We start from the raw sequence: 16,424 nt of genomic DNA on the forward strand, positions 1-16,424 counted from the left end.
GTGGCGGCGCAGACAGAAGGTGGGGTCTTGCGCTGGTTTCTCAGCGGACGCTGGCAAGCCAGCATTAGTATTGCTGTACTCTTTAGTGTTGCGGGACTGGTTCCCTTTCTTGCAGCGCCGTTACTGCTCAATTGCGTCGCTTTGGTGGCGCTGGTTACCCTGCAGGCCGGGCGCAAAGAGAGCTTTGAAGTCCTCCTGATTGCCGGGGTTGCCTCCGCACTGTTTACGTTGAACCCGTGGTATGGTGTCGCCTTTGCCCTGGTGGCCTGGCTGCCGGGGCGGCTGCTGGGAGAAGGTTTGCGGTGGGACGTGCAGTGGGGCGGGGTAGTGTGGGTTGTTATCGGTCTGTCTCTCCTGGCGCTGGCGCTCTCGCTTTGGGCCATACCGCGAGGCATGGGCCCCGCCTTCTGGCAAGCACAGATGGAACATTTGCTGGCGCCAGCGCGTAAAGAGTTAAGTGCGACGCAGCGCCAGGTCCTGGGTGATATGACTCGCCTGATGCCAGGGATTCTCGCCGCAGGCATGGCGCTGCTCTGGACATTGGCGGCGTTGCTGGCCAGTCGCTGGCGCGAACGTTTCCAGGGCGTTCCGGCGCCGCAACGGGTGTTTCGGGACTGGGTGTTGCCGGACCGGTTGATCTGGTTGCTCATCGCGACATTGTTGGGTATCAGCCTGCTGCATGGCGATGCGCTATGGCCGGTACAGAATCTTGCCGTTTTGGTCGGAGGGTTGTATCTGCTGCAAGGCTTGAGTTTTATGCACCTGTGGTTTGCGTCAAGGGGTTGGCCCTTGTTCGTGCTGACGGCTTTTTATATCGGACTGATCCTGCTTTCACAGCTCTTGCTGGTAATCGCTGTGCTGGGCGTCGTGGATCGTGTTTTTCATCTGCGCCAACGGCTTACTGGCTTGCGGCCCTGATGGCGCTTTTGCAGGGAATTTTTTGGAGGAATTGGAAATGAAAGTGATTTTGCTGGAACGTATCAACAATTTGGGGCGTCTTGGTGATGTGGTCGACGTGCGGCCGGGCTATGGGCGCAATTTTCTGATGCCGCAGGGAAAAGCCATAATGGCCAACCAGCGCAATCTGGAAGACTTTGCCGAGCGTAAAGCGGCCTTGGAGCATATCGAGTCAGAGCGTCTGCAGGCGGCTCAGCAGCGCGCTGCCATACTGGCGGAAGCCGTGGTCAAAATCGCCCTGCAAGCGGGCGAGGATGGCCGTTTGTTTGGCTCGGTGGGCTCGCATGATATCAGCGCTGCTCTGGCGGCCCTGGGTCATGAAGTGGCCCATTCGGAAATCCGCCTGGCGGATGGCCCGATCAAGCGGATAGGTGAATTTCCAGTGCGCTTGCACCTGCATCCGGAAGTGGATCTGGACGTGATGGTATTCGTCGAGCGCGCCTGACCCTGGCACTGGCAGGGACGGCGGAATGTTCGAGTTTGCGGAGTATGGCGGCGGGGTCAAGGCTCCGCCGCACTCTATTGAGGCAGAGCAATCGGTCATCGGTGCCCTGCTGATCGATCCCGATACCGCGGATCAAGTGACCGAGGCGATGACGGCCGAAGATTTTTATGAGCGCCGCCATCGCCAGATTTTTCAAGCGATCATTGCCATGCAGGGTGCCGGGCGGGCGGTAGACGCCGTCACGGTCTCCGAATGGTTGCAAGATCACGAGCAGCTTGCCGATGTGGGAGGCGTGCAATATCTTCTCATGCTCGCCAACGAGACGCCCTCGGCGGCCAATGTGCTCGCCTATGCGAGCATCGTGCGGGAGCGGGCCACCTTGCGTGATCTTATTCGGGTTGGCCGGGAAATCGCCGAACTGGCCTATCGTCCGGAAGGGCGGGAAGCGCAGGCCTTGTTGGACGAGGCGGAAAGCCGGGTTTTCCATCTCGCCGAAGGGCAACAGCGGGCCGGAGAAGGCTTTAGGCAACTCAAGGATGCGCTTCCGGCGGTAATCGACCGGATCGAGACCATCGCCCGCGAGAAAAAGGGTGTCACAGGCCTGTCCACGGGTTTCACCGATCTGGACGAGAAAACCTCCGGCCTGCATCCGGGCCAGCTCATCATCGTTGCCGGTCGTCCCAGTATGGGCAAAACCTCTTTCGCCATGAATATAGCTGAGCATGTCGCCTGTAACGAAGGCAAGCCGGTGGCGGTTTTCAGCATGGAAATGCCGATAGATGAAATCGTCTTGCGTGCGCTCTCGTCGCGAGGGCGGGTGGATCAGCACCGGCTGCGCAATGGCAGCCTGGGTAATGATGATTGGCCGCGCATCGCGCATGCCATTGGTGAACTCGGCAATGCGCCGTTGTTTGCCGATGATTCGGCAGCGCTGACGCCGACGGATTTGCGTTCGCGGGCGCGCCGACTGAAGCGAGAGCATGGTTTGGCGCTGGTTGTGGTCGACTATCTGCAACTCATGCAGGTGCCGGGGCGGGGTGACAATCGGGTCGCCGAAATTTCCGAGATCAGCCGTTCGCTCAAGGCCTTGGCCAAAGAGCTGTCCATCCCGGTGATTGCCCTCTCACAGCTCAATCGTAGCCTGGAAAACCGGACCGAAAAGCGTCCGCAGATGTCGGATCTGCGTGAGTCCGGTGCTATTGAGCAGGACGCCGATTTGATTCTGTTCCTTTACCGCGACGAGGTGTACTACAAGGACAAGGAAGAGGTGAAGGGCATCGCCGAGGTGATCATCGGCAAGCAGCGCAACGGACCCATCGGGACCGTGCGGATGAGCTTCTTCGGTGAATATACCCGCTTTGAGAATTATGCGCCGTCCGGGGATAATTTCGGGCGTTAGCTTTTCACCAGAAGATTTCTGTCAGGGGATTTTTCTGTGCTTTGCGGTATCATGCACTCATGACTCGCCCTATCGTTGCCGATATTTCTGCTGCTGCGCTGTGCCATAATATGGCCGTGGTACGCCAGCATGCGCCCCACGCGCAAGTTATGGCGGCGGTCAAATCCAATGCCTATGGGCATGATGTCGCGCTCTGCGCCCCGGTGCTGGCGGAGGCGGGTGTCGATGCCTTTGCCGTGGCTTCTCTGGAAGAGGCGGAAACCCTTCATGATCTGCGTCTGGAACGACCGGTTTGTCTGCTCGGAGGGCCTTTCGACGCGGAGGAGGTCGCCGTTGCGGCCGCCCGGGGCTATCTGCTCGTTATCCATGAACAACGGCAGCTACTCTGGCTGGCGACCCATGCCGCTGACGCGCCGCTGCGGTTGTTTATTAAAGTAGATACGGGTATGCACCGTTTGGGCTTTGCACCCGACCAACTGTCGGCAGTATTTGCCGGGCTGCAAAGCCATCCCTGCTGGCAGATACTGGGGCTGATGAGTCATCTCGCCCGCTCCGATACGCCGGACGACCCTTTCAGTCGTCAGCAGGCGGGCGTTTTCGCCGAGGCCATTGCGCACTTTGGTCATTGCACGGCGGGTCAGCACACCCTGGCCAATTCGGGGGGGGTGCTGGCACTGCCTTTTACCCATCAGCACTGGGTGCGCCCCGGGCTCATGCTATACGGTCTTTCGCCCTTCGCCGGGCACAGCGGTACCGAGATCGGTTTGCAACCCGTGCTGTCCTGGCGCAGCGAGGTGGTGGCCATCCGCGAGCTCGCCCCCGGTGACTGGCTGGGCTATGGTGCAGCCTGGCAGGCTCCTGCCCACTGCCGGGTGGGGGTCGTGGCGGCGGGCTACGGTGATGGTTATCCGCGTCACCTGGGTTCGGGGGCGCCGGTCACGGTGGCCGGACAGACTACCCGGACTTTGGCACGAGTGAGTATGGACATGCTTTTTGTAGACTTGACGACCGTGTCGGCGGAAATCGGGGCTTCCGTCGTGCTTATGGGGGCTGGCGGACCAGCCCTCGAATCCTTGGCGACGAGACTCGATACGATCTCCTACGAGTTGAGTTGCCGTATGCAGATGCGTGTTCCGCGCCAGCTGGTCTCATGAGCCGCGACAAAGCCCTCTTTGTCTGTCAGGAATGCGGCAGTACCAGCAACAAATGGCTGGGACGCTGCCCGGATTGTGGCGCCTGGAACAGCTTCGTCGAACAGCGCATGGAGAAGACCGGGGCCAAATCCCAAACCACCTATGCCACGGCCAGTCCGCCGCAATTTCTGCACGCGGTGCCGATCACGGATGTGGGGCGCAGCACGACGGGTCTGGCAGAACTCGACCGGGTGCTGGGCGGCGGGCAGGTGCCAGGGGCCGCCATTCTTCTGGGTGGGGAACCGGGTATCGGCAAATCCACCCTGCTGCTTCAGACCGCCCATCATCTGGCTCAGGCCAGTAAGGTGCTTTATGTCACCGGCGAGGAGTCCGCGGCACAAGTCGCCTTGCGCGCGCAGCGCTTGGGGCTGAGCCAGAGCCCCGTACGGGTGGTCGCCGAAAACCATCTTGAAGCGATCGAGGGCCTGCTCCAGTCAGAGCGAGCCGCGCTGGTGCTGGTGGATTCTATCCAGACCGTCTATACCGACACGCTGCAATCGGCCCCTGGCTCGGTAGCGCAAGTACGGGAGTGCGCGGCCCGTCTGGTGCGTTTCGCCAAAGCTACGGGCACCACGGTCTGGCTGGTCGGCCATGTGACCAAGGAAGGGGCCATTGCCGGCCCGCGCGTGCTGGAACACATGGTGGATACGGTCCTCTATTTTGAAGGGGAGGCGGGTAGCCCCTACCGGATTGTGCGTGCCATCAAAAACCGCTTTGGTGCCGCCAATGAACTGGGTGTTTTTCAGATGCATGAAGAGGGGTTGAGCGAGATTGCCAACCCTTCGCAGCTCTTTCTGTCGCAGCATGACCGACCCGTAGCAGGGAGCGTGGTGCTGGCGACGCAGGAGGGAACCCGCCCGCTGCTGGTGGAAGTGCAGGCTCTGGTGACGCCGAGTCCGCTGGCTAACCCCCGCAGGGTCGCCATCGGCCTGGACCCTAACCGCCTCTCCCTCCTGCTGGCCATCCTGCACCGTCACGGCGGCAGCATGTTTTTTGATCAGGACGTTTTTGTGAATATCGCAGGTGGAATCAAAGTCAACGAACCAGCCGCCGATCTGGCGGTGGCCCTGGCCCTGCTCAGCAGTTTCCGCAATAAACCTTTGGAGGGGCGCCGGGTTGTTTTCGGCGAGCTGGGTCTGGCGGGAGAGGTGCGTGCGGTGGCGGGCACTGAAGCGCGGGTGCGGGAGGCGATCAAATTGGGTTTTAAGGGTGCCATTCTTCCGCGTGGCGACAAAATTTCGAGTACTGCTACTTTCAAGTTACGTCCGGCTGCCCGTCTTGGCGATGCCATAACAGCGGCCTTCGACGGGGGATAAGCCCTGCGCGCCCGCGGCGATGCATCTGTCGGCAGGATAGCGTGCTGTAGCTTGCAATCTCTTTTCGGAGCGGTTAGGGTGGCTTGGGAGTGCGCATAATGAATCGCATAATTTACTGATATATGAAGCTATTCCTGAATTTTTCCCGATAGTCTGAGAGGAGAGTTATTATGCAACAGCCTGCCATTTACTCTGCCGCGCAGAGTGTGTTTCATTCATCCAGGCATGGATTCGTAGGGTCCGCTCTGTTCGCTTTGAGCCTGTTTGGTCTGGGGACCAGTGTGACCTTCGCGTCCGGCATGGGGATGTCGGCGCCAGGATTGGTGCGCACCGCAATGACTGCGGGTGCCGTGGCAAGCCCTGCGGAGATAAAGAATTTCGCAGCCGCGGTTCAGGGGATCAAGCCACTCAACGAACAGGTTCACAGCGCCCTGAGCCAGAAGGGCATCACTGCCACCAAGCGGGAAGAGCTGAAAAAGTCTTACATGACCAGGGTAAACCGTATTCTTGCCAGTAATCATTTGACGGTGGAGCAGTACTCCAGCATGCTCAAGCAAACACAGGACGATCCGGCATTTGCCAAACAGGTTGAAGGGGCCATGCAGTAAAGGTCTTATTCTACCATGCCCAAACTCAATTTGCCCCGCCCCGATTATTCTGCTCGCCGCCGTCATCTGATGCAAAAAATGTCCGCTGCCGGTGTCGCGATTATACCCACCGCCATACCCAAGAGCCGTAACAGCGATGTGCAGTATCCCTTTCGCGGCGACAGCGACTTCTTGTACCTGACCGGCTTCGTGGAGCCTGAAGCGGTGCTGGTATTGGTTCCAGGGCATGCTGATGGGGAGCAGATCCTGTTCTGTCGTCCGCGCGATTCGGAGCGGGAAACCTGGGAAGGGCGTCGTGCTGGGCTGGAGGGTGCTCTTGAGCAATGCCGGGTCGACCGTTGCCTCTCTATTCATGATCTGAATGATATCCTTCCACAATTGCTGGAAAACCGGGAGTTATTGTTTTATCCCATGGGTCAATCCACGGATTTCGACGCGCGGGTAATGCACTGGCGTAATGTCGCCAAGAGCAAAATTCGCCAGGGCGTGCGCTACCCACTCGAAGTGGTCGATGTTGCTGAACTGATTCATGAGATGCGGTTGTTTAAGGATTCCGCGGAGATCGAAATCCTGCGGGCGGCGGTGGGTATCAGTGGCGCCGGTCATCGTCATGCCATGCGTCAGTGCCAGCCGGGTATGCTGGAGTATGAACTGGCCGCCGAGATTGAGCACGTTTTTCATCGCCTCGGATCGCCCAGCGTGGCCTATCCCAGTATCGTCGGTGGTGGGGCCAACGGCTGTATTCTGCACTACACTGAAAACGATGCGGAGTTGCGTGATGGCGATCTGGTACTGATCGATGCAGGTGCAGAGGTGGGTGCCTATGCTGGCGATATCACCCGGACCTTGCCGGTCAATGGTGTTTTCAGTCCCGCACAACGGGAAATTTACGAAGTCGTTCTGGCCAGTCAGGAAGCGGCGATCGCGGCCATGCAGGTGGGGCGCTCCGTTGCCGATTATCATGACGAGGCCGTCCGGGTGCTTGTGGATGGTCTGTTGGATTTGAAAATACTTTCCGGAAAGCGTGACGCAGTCATTGAGCAGGGCAGTTATAAGGCCTTCTATATGCACCGGACAGGACATTGGTTGGGCATGGATGTCCACGATGTCGGCCATTATCGCAGCGCAGATCAGTCCTGGCGGAAGCTGGCGGCGGGGATGGTGCTGACGGTAGAACCGGGACTGTATTTCTCCCCGGATAATCAAACGGTACCGGAGCGTTGGCGTGGTATCGGGGTTCGTATTGAGGACGACGTGCTGGTGACTGCCAACGGGCCGGATGTCCTTTCAGGCGAGGTGCCCAAGGGCTTGGCCGATGTGGAGGCGATGATGGCGGCCGGACCCGGCCATCATGGGTGATAATCGTTTGCCAAGGTAGAAGAACCTCGTATCGGTTCAGAGACCGTTGGTCGATGGTGCCTGCGCATGTATGAAACGTAATTTTGCCTGCTTTACCCCGAAGTCCATGGCGCGCCGAACACTGCTCATAAGAATGTCGGCAGCCATGTGATAGCGGGAATTCATGGTATCCCAGACAATACCATCTATCACCCGCCCAGAACGTAACACGATGTTGATGCGTTCACCACAGCGGTTGCCTCCATTCTTCAGGAAAAATAGGTCCTGTGACAGGGCAATCTGGTTGGGCCGGTTGGCGCCGCAGGCAGCGATATCCGGATTTCCACTGGTCTGGTCGGGAAGCGCGTTATAAGCGGTAACTCGCCGAAGGTAAAACATCTTATGCCGCATGAGTAGGGCGCCATCACTGCGAGCAGAGCCATCCCCGGAAGCTGATTGTGTGTCCGTAGTTTTTTCCATCTGCCCGTCTATCCACTGAAGGCTTTTTGCGCTTCTCGATAGTTTGTTCAGCAGCGGAGCCGGCAAGTCTGGTGAATTGAGCGCCAAAGCGTTGGGTAATAATAGTGCAAACAGAGCAATACCCAGCCCGGTAGATAATCGTTGTATCAAGGCTATCTCCTTATCTGAGTCGGTCTGTGGCGACCTCTCCCAGTTTCAACGCATCTGGGATTATTCTCAAAATATGAAACGGAACAGCATTTTACAAAAAATGTGGAAAAAATCAAGGGGATAAATTTTTTGCTTTGTAAACAGTTGGTTGATTTGCATTGCCGGGGTGTGTTGGTTATGTGTGGGAGAGTCGACCCAATGCGGCCAGATAGTTTAAGAGGCTTCGCATTTTTGCTGAGTGCCCGGTATCCGTGGGCTTAAACGGCGGCCTTGAGTGTTCGCTGATGCTCAGTGAGCCGGGTTATGACTATCGTCGAAAAAGTACGACTAAAGACTGGCGTATTGTTGTTTTTTTAGCTATGCTTTGTCTGCCTGTTATTCAACCCAACAAAGGAGACTGCTATGAGCAAGTTCACCACCGCCCTGAAAGTAACTGCGCTGATTTTGCCCTTGGGCTTGGCCGGTTGTGCGACCACCTCTGACCTCGACAAAGTTGCTGCCAAGGCTGACGCCGCACAGTCCACCGCCAATGAGGCTTTGGCCAAGGCCAATTCCGCGCAGAGCACTGCGACAGATGCGCTGAGCAAGGCTAACGCTGCGCAGAGCACCGCTGATCAGGCGATGAGCACAGCCAACGCCGCCAATCAGAAGGCTGATGAGGCCAACATGAAGGTAGAGCGGATGTTCAAGAAGGCGATGATGAAGTAATTTTTCGCGCCTGTTGTTTGTGATGGGATCCTGTCGATTCATTGATGGGGTCCTTTCGCATTTTAGGGTCGGATAGGATCGGAGACAATTTCGTTCCGTCCGCTGTGCTCCCTAAAACGGCCACCTCCAATCCTGAATATCCTGTCGATCCACGCCAAATTCGTAGGCATGGTTCTTACAGGCGAACTGTTGATCAAGCAGTGCTTCTCGCACACAGGACCCCGTATCGCAGAGGCGGGGTATCCGGTCAATGGCGTCAATGGCCAGGCTAAAACGATCCGTCTGATTCAAGATCGCGAGTTCCAGGGGCGTGTTGATATTGCCTTTCTCTTTGTAACCACGCACATGGATATGATGCTGTCCGGGTCGCCGGTAGGTTAATCGGTGGATGAGCCACGGGTAAGAGTGGAAATTGAAGATCACCGGCTTGCTGGAAGTGAACAGCGCCTCGAACTCACGATCCGTCATCCCGTGTGCGTGTTCGGTATGTGGTACCAATTTGAACAAGTCCACCACATTCACGAATCGAACCTTGATGTCGGGCACGTGTTGACGCAGTAAGGCGGTGGCGGCCAGGGACTCCAGAGTCGGTACGTCCCCGCAACTCACCATGACCACGTCAGGTTCAACCCCCTGGTCATTGCTCGCCCAGTTCCAGATGCCAACGCCCCTTGTGCAGTGTGCCACCGCCGCCTCCATGTCCAGGTACTGCAGATTCTTTTGCTTGTCCGCGACGATCACATTGACGTAATTAACGCTTTTCAGGCAATGATCGGCAACGGAAAGCAGGCAGTTGGCGTCCGGCGGAAGATAGATGCGCACCACGCTTGGGCTCTTGTTAGCCACCACATCGAGAAAACCAGGATCCTGATGCGTGAAACCATTGTGATCCTGTCGCCAGACCAGCCCGGTCATCAGCAGGTTGAGTGACGCCACATCGGCCCGCCAGGGCAGTGCGTTACATTTTTCCAGCCATTTGGCGTGCTGGTTGAACATGGAGTCAATGATGTGGATGAACGGCTCATAGCTATTGATGAGGCCGTGCCGACCGCTCAGCAGATAACCCTCCAGCCATCCCTCTATGGTATGCTCGCTGAGCATTTCCATGACCCGTCCCTGCAAGGCCAGTTCGCCGCCGTCGGCATCTTCCGGGAAATATTCCCCGAGCCAGACTTTTTGGGTGACCTCATAAAGGGCTGTGAGTTTGTTGGATTGGGTCTCGTCCGGGCCGAAGATGCGGAAGTTCTGCATATTCAGCCGCATGACCTCCCGAAGGAAATTTCCCAGCGTGGGCACGTTGCCAGCCAGGATTCCTCCGGCTTTTTCGATCTTCACGGAGAACGTGCGGAAGTCAGGCATGTCCAGAGGGCGGCGCAGCAGACCCCCATTGGCCACGGGGTTGGCACTCATGCGCCGCCCCCCCTTGGGCGCCAAAGCCTGCAGTTCGGGGATCAGTCGGCCCTGCTCATCAAAGTGCTTTTCCGGTTGGTAGCTGCGCATCCATGATTCCAACAGGGTCAGATGGGCCGGGTTGGTGGCCACGTCCGGGAGGGGGATTTGATGGGCTCGCCAGAAACCTTCCAGATAATGCCCGTCCACCTTCCGGGGGGCTGTCCAGCCTTTGGGACTTCGAAGAATGATCATCGGCCAGCGGGGGCGGTAAGCCGCACCGGTCTGCCGGGCCTTTTCCTGGAACTTGCGAATCTCCAGGACACAGTGTTCCATGGTGGCGGCCATCGCCTGATGCATGCTCTCTGGATCGCTACCCTCCACGAAGTAGGGGGTATATCCATAACCGACGAATAGCGCCTCCAATTCCGCATGACTAACGCGCGCCAGAATGGTGGGGTTGTTGATTTTATAGCCGTTGAGATGGAGCACCGGCAGGACCGCCCCATCGGTAATCGGATTGAGGAATTTGTTGCTATGCCAACTTGTGGCCAATGGTCCGGTCTCCGCCTCGCCATCGCCGACCATCACCAGGGTGATCAGGTCCGGATAGTCAAAGACCGATCCGAAGGCATGAGAAATACTGTAACCCAGTTCGCCGCCCTCATGAATGCTGCCGGGTGTTTCCGGAGTCGCGTGGCTACCGATGCCCCCGGGGAAGGAAAACTGCTTGAAGAAGCGCTGCATGCCTACCAGATCTTCACGTATGTCGGGATAAATCTCGGAGTAGGTTCCTTCGAGATATGCCTGAGATAGTACCGCCGGTGCCCCGTGACCAGGGCCGGAGATGTAGGTCGCGTTCAGATTATACTTGTTGATCAACCTGTTAAAGTGAACATAGGCGAAGCACTGGCCAGCGTCCGATCCCCAGTGGCCCAACAGTCTTGGCTTGATATGTTCTAGTGTGAGGGGCTCTCTGAGCAATGGGTTGCTCCTGAGGTACAACATTCCCAGGCACAGATAGAGACTGGCTTGCCAGTAGGCGTCGGTTTTGCGCAACTCATCCGGAGCGAGCGGCGTTCCTTGAATGGTCGCGCGGGCTGGTCCATAGGCACGGAGGCTTTCGTCTTCGTAAACCGTCGCCGGTGCCTTGGCGGAAGTGCGCATGATGGGATGCCCTCCGTAGTCTAACAACCTTTGCTACCGTCGCCGCCAATGGCCCCGGCCCCAGAACCAATGTCCGTCCCGGTGCCACCAACGGCCGGGTGCCCAGTAGGCGTAGGGGTGGGGCGGGTAGACCCAGCGTCCCGGCCACCATATCCATTGTCCCCTCCAAACCCAAGCTCCTGGCACCCAGGCCATGCCCATTGCCGGAGCTGGCGGAACCACTACCACCGGCAGAGGGGGCGGCGGCCCGGGCACGACGATTGCCCCAGACATCGGCTTCTCCACATAGGCGGGCCCAGGTGCCACCACACAACCACTCAGGACTGTGAGCCATCCCACCACCAACGCTGCCCGCCATCCCCTGTGCCTGCTCATTTTCCTAGATCGCCGCGTTTTTCAAGGTATTCATCACGCTCGATCTCGCCGCGCGCATAGCGCTCATCCAAGAGCTTGAGGGCGACACCACTTTCGTTATCGGCCATGCTGCTCTTGCACCCATGTCGATGCTTGCATGCAAAGGCCCCGCGGATCAGAAACACAATGCCGCCCACGATTCCCACGAGAGCCAGCAGGCACAGCAACCCCCAAAACAGTCCGAAAGCGCCCATCATACCAAGACCCCAACCACCCATCATGTTCGGACCGGGATAGAAATCTACCGCCGTGTCTGGCACGGTGGCGGTAGCTGTCTGTGCCAAAGCCAAAACAGGCGCCATCACTACCAGAAAGCTCACATTGGTGGCTATCCGGATTCCCTTTCTTCGCTGTGATGCATCCATGCTGTTCATCAATCGATCCCCCGTCGTGGAATGTCGGAATGCTACCCCCTAGTGCAAGTATAGTCCGGCTTTGCTGCCATGGTTGTGGCGTGCGCCGGGGGCCGCCAATAGAAACTTTTGATGCCGCCGAGGCGATACGACCTACGGCACCGCCGTGCGGACCCGTAACGTCATCGGGAACCGCATGGGTGGTGTGGCCGCTCGACTCGAGTGAGTTCGATTCCGGTCCGGGGCAGGTGAAGTAAGCTCAGTCTTTCAGCTTGCCAGCGCAAGCATCAACTGATTGATGCGGGCGACGAAACCGGCAGGGTCTTCCAATTGCCCTCCCTCGGCCAGAATCGCCTGATCCAGCAGCAGGGCTGACCATTCGGCGAAGCGAATATCGTCTTTTTCGCCTTCTATGCGTACCAGCATGGGATGGGTGGGGTTGATTTCCAGGACAGGCTTGGTGCTGGAAATTTCGTGGCCGGCCTGCTTGAGCAATTGCTGCATGTACAGGGCCATGTCCCGCTCGCCCAGGACGATACAGGCCGGAGAACTGGTCAGACGATGGGAGACGCGCACAGCCTCCACCCGCTCGCCCAAGGCGTTTTTGATGCGTTCCACCAAACCCTCCGCACCCTTTTCGGTTTCTGCCTGCGATTTGCGTTCTTCCTCGGTTTCGATGGCGCCCAGGTCAAGCGCACCTTTGGCGACGGATGCCAATGCCTTACCCTCAAATTCGGGTAGATGGCTGGTCAGCCATTCATCTACGCGATCGCTGAGCAGCAATACCTCAATGCCTTTTTTGCGCAGCAACTCCAACTGTGGACTGTTCTTGGCGGCAAGGAAGGAGTCCGCAGTGATGTAGTAAATTTTGTCTTGACCCTCGGCCATTCGTGCCAGGTAATCGGCCAGCGATACATTTTGTGTTTCCGTGTCCGTGTGGGTGCTGGCGAAGCGTAGCAGCTTGGCGATCTGTTCGCGGTTGCCGTAATCCTCGCCAGGTCCTTCCTTGAGTGCCCGTCCGAATTCATTCCAAAACGTCTGATATTTTTCGGGTTCTTTCCCGGCCATTTCCTCGAGGAGACTCAGTATTCGTTTCACCGAACCGGAGCGCATCTGATCAATGACTCGGTTACCCTGCAAAATCTCGCGGGAAACGTTAAGAGGCAAATCGTTGGAATCGATCACACCGCGCACAAAGCGCAGGTAGCGGGGAAGGAGTTGCTCGGCATCGTCCATGATGAAGACGCGCTGCACATAGAGTTTGATACCGTGGGAATGGTTGTGATCCCAGAGATCAAAGGGTGCCTTGGCAGGAATGAAGAGTAAGGAGGTGTATTCCAGTCGTCCTTCAACATGGTTGTGGCTCCAGCTCAGAGGGTCGCCATAGTCGTGGCTGACGTAGCGATAAAACTCCTTGTACTCGTCGTCGCTGATCTCGGACTTGGACCGTTGCCAGAGAGCGGAGGCCTTATTGACCGTTTCCCATTCGTCACCAGGCTTGCCGTCTTCGCCCATTTTGCGCATACGGATCGACAGGGGTATGTGATCCGAATACTTGTTGATGATGCCGCGTAGGCGCCAGGCGCTGAGCAGGTCCTGGCGTTCTTCCTCGCGCAGGTGCAAGACGATTTCGGTACCGCGCGCGGGCAGATTCAGGGTTTCCAGGGTGTAGCTTCCAGTACCGTCCGACTCCCAGCGAACACCGTGCTCGGCCTCCATGCCGGCGCGACGCGTGTTCAGGCTGACGCGATCCGCAACGATGAATGCCGAATAAAAACCTACTCCGAACTGGCCGATCAACTTGGCGTCTTTGGTCTGATCGCCGCTGAGGCGTTCAAAGAACTCCCGCGTTCCGGATTTGGCGATAGTGCCGATATTAGCAATGACCTCGTCGCGGTTCATGCCAATACCGTTGTCGCGCACGGTAATGGTGCCAACCTCGGGATCGAAGTCCACCTCAACCTTGAGCTCGCTGTCACCTGTTAAGAGGGCGGGGTCGGCCAATGCCTCGAAACGTAGCTTGTCGCAGGCGTCAGAGGCATTGGAGATCAACTCGCGCAGAAAGATCTCTTTGTTGGAGTAAAGCGAATGGATCATCAACTGCAATAGCTGATTGATCTCGGTTTGAAATTGCATGGTTTCCTTGCTGGCGGCCATTATCTCTATCTCTCCTGAATTAACTGGGTTCGCGCAGAGAGCGAACGGTTGAATGTAAGCAGGCTGAAAGTGGTGTTTGCCAAAGGAAAAATCAAGGCCGCTGGTGCCTCATCCAAACCAGGCGCATGCGGTTACCGGCTGAGCAGGTTCGCCGCTTGGAGAAGTAAGGTCGAGCGCGGACGCATCCCATTGGTGACGCCATCAAGCTGGCGGACTCAGCCGCAATACGCTGAAACAGCGTTTCGGAAATTGGTCGAAAGAGGCCAAGCGCCGGGCTGATCTCTTCAAGTTGCGCTTGTCCGATCTGAACAGGGCAGGGGATACAGATCACGCAGGCCAAGACCGGTCCTGCTCCCGTAGTTCTGACCCGAGAGAGGCGGTGCCCATTTTAGAATGGCGACACTATATGATTTTTTAACTGATTGAAAATATGGGGTGGCTGACGGGGTTCGAACCCGCGACAACCGGAATCACAATCTGATATAGAACCATTAAAAAACAATATGATGCAATGAAGTTCCTCCTAAGACGGACACGAAATAAATTCAATAAAAACAACGCCTGATCTCACCGTCTTTGGAAGATTTTGGCACGCGTTTTAGCCATATCTGGACCCACGAAATGGGCCATTGCCATTATGCGTTTGATCTGGCGCGGATGTCTTCATCTCGGTTCTTCCTGCTGCGCGCGGATTTGGCATGGCCCAGCTTCGTGCGGCGCATGCACGAAACGCCCTTGTGCAAAAGGGTGATGCTGCTGCGACGGAAATACACGCGAATTGTGCCGTAGTAAAGGCAAAGCGCATTCCACCGGTAAGCAGAGAGGATCTATGAGAGGTATCTGTCAATCTGCGCTCTCCCTGTCCCTTGCAGGCTGCCCTTGCCGGGAGCATCCCGAGAGGTGTCAAGCCATTTCGTCGTCTGCTGGCAACCTGGAGTGCAGCGGGTGAAACTTTTCGGTTTGAAGTTTGGCAGCGTGCCATTGGCCGCTACAGCCCTGCAGGCGGCGAGAGGCAACACCAAGGCGGATCAGTCTCCAGCCCGCATTTATGCCAACCCGCAAGTCGCTATCGCACTGCCCTTGCAGGGTGCCAACCCCAAAAATCAGGAAGTGGACAATTTGGCCACCGATGATTTGCTGGGCGAGGCGGACGTGTACTGGACTTACGGCAAGTGGCACGACGCCATGCAGATCTACGAGTGGTGGATCGGTAATAATGGCACGGGTTCAGGAAACGAGGTTGCCTTGCAGGCGACAGCCCGCAAATATCTGGATTGTGCGGCCAAAGCCATGGACTTCGAGGCGTTTTATCGGATGATGGAAAAGCTCATCGGCCAGAATGCGGATCAGGCATTCCTGCAGGACATGGCGGTTTTCGGCCTCATGCGCGACCCCAGTAATTTCGATCTGATCGGGATAGCCGAAGCGGTAGAGGTCGAAGAAAGCCGGATCATCAGCATTGCGCAGAAGGTGGTGGACACCGAAAAAACGCCTGGCCAGCGCAAGGCGGACCTTTGGAAACGCAATCGGAACGATGCGGGCAGGCTTGCAGCCGACAGGCTTGAGACGCTCCCTGCAAAGGCGGGCGGTGGGTTTGCCGCGGACATGAGTTCGCCTGGTGGCGAGGAGGAACAAGGCTTTGCACTGGTTGTCGCCACTAGCGGTAAGGATTACGATGACACGATCAGCCGTCATGAAGCGGGCATCTTCGGCATTCTTTGCGGTGAATCCTATCTGGACGACTCGGCCGCCGTGGTGGATCACTGGAAAATCGAATCCGTGATGGAGCACTTACGTCGGGAGATGGAATCCCGCCCCATGCGGTTGACGGTCTATGTGGACTATTTGCGCATCGCCCACGGCGAAGGCATGCGAGATGAATATGCCGCTACGCTGTTGGCCCTCTTTTCCGTGCTGCTCTCTGCCAACGCGGGCAGCGGTCTGCGGCGACGTTTGCTGGCGTCCGGCCGACTGCTGGGGCAGCACTGGGTTTTCGATTTTCTATCTGGATCCCAAGGCCGGGAATTCATGGCTGTGGCGCACAAGGTGCGGGAGACCGCCTCGGTATATGTTCCGGAAAAAGCGTGGGCGAAGTCATCTGAGTGGATGCGGTCATTGGTTTGTGAGGCACAGAATGCGATGTTGGATGATGGTTGAAGCGGTGGCGGATTTTGTGCGCTGTGCCCCCTTTCCGTGCTCGGGCCACTGATCAGCAGACCCTGCGGGAGTACGCCATTCCCAGTTCAGATGAACCAAACTTGGCAGACTCTGCGTTTCTGTACTAGCTAACAGGTACAATGCTCTGCCCCAGAAATGGAATCGAGTCGCATATCCCTTATGCAAACGTGTC

Annotated in this window: 13 protein-coding genes; 9 read left to right on the forward strand and 4 right to left on the reverse strand. The window is 57.4% G+C overall.

Annotation, left to right across the window (positions count from 1 at the left end; all coding sequences use genetic code 11):
• The 7 genes from PJU76_RS01770 (at position 1) to pepP (ending at position 7,277) form a co-directional block, all read left to right on the forward strand.
• Positions 1–918 carry a DUF2232 domain-containing protein gene (locus PJU76_RS01770; RefSeq protein ID WP_271780234.1) on the forward strand — a complete coding sequence of 306 codons (918 nt, stop codon included), beginning with the start codon at positions 1–3 and terminating at the stop codon, positions 916–918.
• A gap of 37 nt (positions 919–955) precedes the next feature.
• Entirely contained in the window at positions 956–1,402 is a 447-nt protein-coding gene (rplI, locus tag PJU76_RS01775; RefSeq protein ID WP_271780235.1) for a 50S ribosomal protein L9, read from the forward strand.
• Between the two features lie 25 nt (positions 1,403–1,427).
• Positions 1,428–2,801, forward strand: a complete 1,374-nt coding sequence (gene dnaB, locus PJU76_RS01780; protein ID WP_271780236.1) for a replicative DNA helicase — start codon at positions 1,428–1,430, stop codon at positions 2,799–2,801.
• 59 nt (positions 2,802–2,860) lie between these two features.
• Positions 2,861–3,955: an alanine racemase gene (gene alr, locus PJU76_RS01785; protein WP_271780237.1), complete on the forward strand. Its 1,095-nt coding sequence runs from the start codon at positions 2,861–2,863 to the stop codon at positions 3,953–3,955.
• On the forward strand, positions 3,952–5,310 hold the full coding sequence (gene radA, locus PJU76_RS01790; protein WP_271780238.1) for a DNA repair protein RadA: 1,359 nt from the start codon (positions 3,952–3,954) through the stop codon (positions 5,308–5,310). Before alr ends, radA begins: the two co-directional genes overlap by 4 nt.
• A 170-nt stretch (positions 5,311–5,480) precedes the next feature.
• On the forward strand, positions 5,481–5,918 hold the full coding sequence (locus PJU76_RS01795) for a DUF4168 domain-containing protein (RefSeq protein WP_271780239.1): 438 nt from the start codon (positions 5,481–5,483) through the stop codon (positions 5,916–5,918).
• 15 nt (positions 5,919–5,933) lie between these two features.
• Positions 5,934–7,277: a Xaa-Pro aminopeptidase gene (gene pepP, locus PJU76_RS01800; RefSeq protein ID WP_271780240.1), complete on the forward strand. Its 1,344-nt coding sequence runs from the start codon at positions 5,934–5,936 to the stop codon at positions 7,275–7,277.
• 36 nt (positions 7,278–7,313) lie between these two features.
• Here pepP and PJU76_RS01805 read toward each other — a convergent pair whose 3' ends face one another.
• Positions 7,314–7,886, reverse strand: coding sequence for an RlpA-like double-psi beta-barrel domain-containing protein (locus PJU76_RS01805; protein WP_271780241.1), 573 nt, complete (start codon positions 7,884–7,886; stop codon positions 7,314–7,316).
• Between the two features lie 402 nt (positions 7,887–8,288).
• Between PJU76_RS01805 and PJU76_RS01810 the strand changes: the two genes are divergently transcribed.
• Positions 8,289–8,594 (forward strand): Lpp/OprI family alanine-zipper lipoprotein, encoded by a 306-nt coding sequence (locus PJU76_RS01810; RefSeq protein ID WP_064219185.1) that lies wholly within the window; start codon positions 8,289–8,291, stop codon positions 8,592–8,594.
• A 111-nt stretch (positions 8,595–8,705) separates the two neighbouring features.
• On the opposite strand, the gene PJU76_RS01815 is transcribed toward PJU76_RS01810, so the two are convergent.
• From PJU76_RS01815 to htpG, 3 genes are all read right to left on the reverse strand, one after another.
• The gene (locus PJU76_RS01815) at positions 8,706–11,150 is read right to left on the reverse strand and encodes a phosphoketolase family protein (protein WP_271780242.1); all 2,445 of its coding nucleotides are present in this window, start codon (positions 11,148–11,150) and stop codon (positions 8,706–8,708) included.
• A 371-nt stretch (positions 11,151–11,521) separates the two neighbouring features.
• Complete coding sequence (locus tag PJU76_RS01820) at positions 11,522–11,938, reverse strand: SHOCT domain-containing protein (protein ID WP_081258050.1); 417 nt, start codon at positions 11,936–11,938, stop codon at positions 11,522–11,524.
• A 246-nt stretch (positions 11,939–12,184) separates the two neighbouring features.
• The gene (gene htpG / locus PJU76_RS01825) at positions 12,185–14,074 is read right to left on the reverse strand and encodes a molecular chaperone HtpG (RefSeq protein WP_271780243.1); all 1,890 of its coding nucleotides are present in this window, start codon (positions 14,072–14,074) and stop codon (positions 12,185–12,187) included.
• 945 nt (positions 14,075–15,019) lie between these two features.
• On the opposite strand from htpG, the gene PJU76_RS01830 reads away from it, so the two are divergent.
• The gene (locus tag PJU76_RS01830; protein ID WP_271780244.1) at positions 15,020–16,231 is read left to right on the forward strand and encodes a hypothetical protein; all 1,212 of its coding nucleotides are present in this window, start codon (positions 15,020–15,022) and stop codon (positions 16,229–16,231) included.
• Positions 16,232–16,424: the final 193 nt, after the last annotated feature.

Origin of the sequence: Acidithiobacillus ferriphilus (assembly GCF_028215975.1) — a bacterium.
GTDB classification, from domain to species: Bacteria; Pseudomonadota; Gammaproteobacteria; order Acidithiobacillales; family Acidithiobacillaceae; genus Acidithiobacillus; species Acidithiobacillus ferriphilus.

What these genes read in the sequence shown, in the direction of transcription:
- rplI (WP_271780235.1), top strand. Translation starts at nt 956, where the DNA reads ATGAAAGTGATTTTGCTGGAACGTATCAACAATTTGGGGCGTCTTGGT.
- dnaB (WP_271780236.1), top strand. Translation starts at nt 1,428, where the DNA reads ATGTTCGAGTTTGCGGAGTATGGCGGCGGGGTCAAGGCTCCGCCGCAC.
- alr (WP_271780237.1), top strand. Translation starts at nt 2,861, where the DNA reads ATGACTCGCCCTATCGTTGCCGATATTTCTGCTGCTGCGCTGTGCCAT.
- radA (WP_271780238.1), top strand. Translation starts at nt 3,952, where the DNA reads ATGAGCCGCGACAAAGCCCTCTTTGTCTGTCAGGAATGCGGCAGTACC.
- PJU76_RS01795 (WP_271780239.1), top strand. Translation starts at nt 5,481, where the DNA reads ATGCAACAGCCTGCCATTTACTCTGCCGCGCAGAGTGTGTTTCATTCA.
- pepP (WP_271780240.1), top strand. Translation starts at nt 5,934, where the DNA reads ATGCCCAAACTCAATTTGCCCCGCCCCGATTATTCTGCTCGCCGCCGT.
- PJU76_RS01810 (WP_064219185.1), top strand. Translation starts at nt 8,289, where the DNA reads ATGAGCAAGTTCACCACCGCCCTGAAAGTAACTGCGCTGATTTTGCCC.
- PJU76_RS01815 (WP_271780242.1), bottom strand. Translation starts at nt 11,150, where the DNA reads ATGCGCACTTCCGCCAAGGCACCGGCGACGGTTTACGAAGACGAAAGC.
- PJU76_RS01820 (WP_081258050.1), bottom strand. Translation starts at nt 11,938, where the DNA reads ATGAACAGCATGGATGCATCACAGCGAAGAAAGGGAATCCGGATAGCC.
- htpG (WP_271780243.1), bottom strand. Translation starts at nt 14,074, where the DNA reads ATGGCCGCCAGCAAGGAAACCATGCAATTTCAAACCGAGATCAATCAG.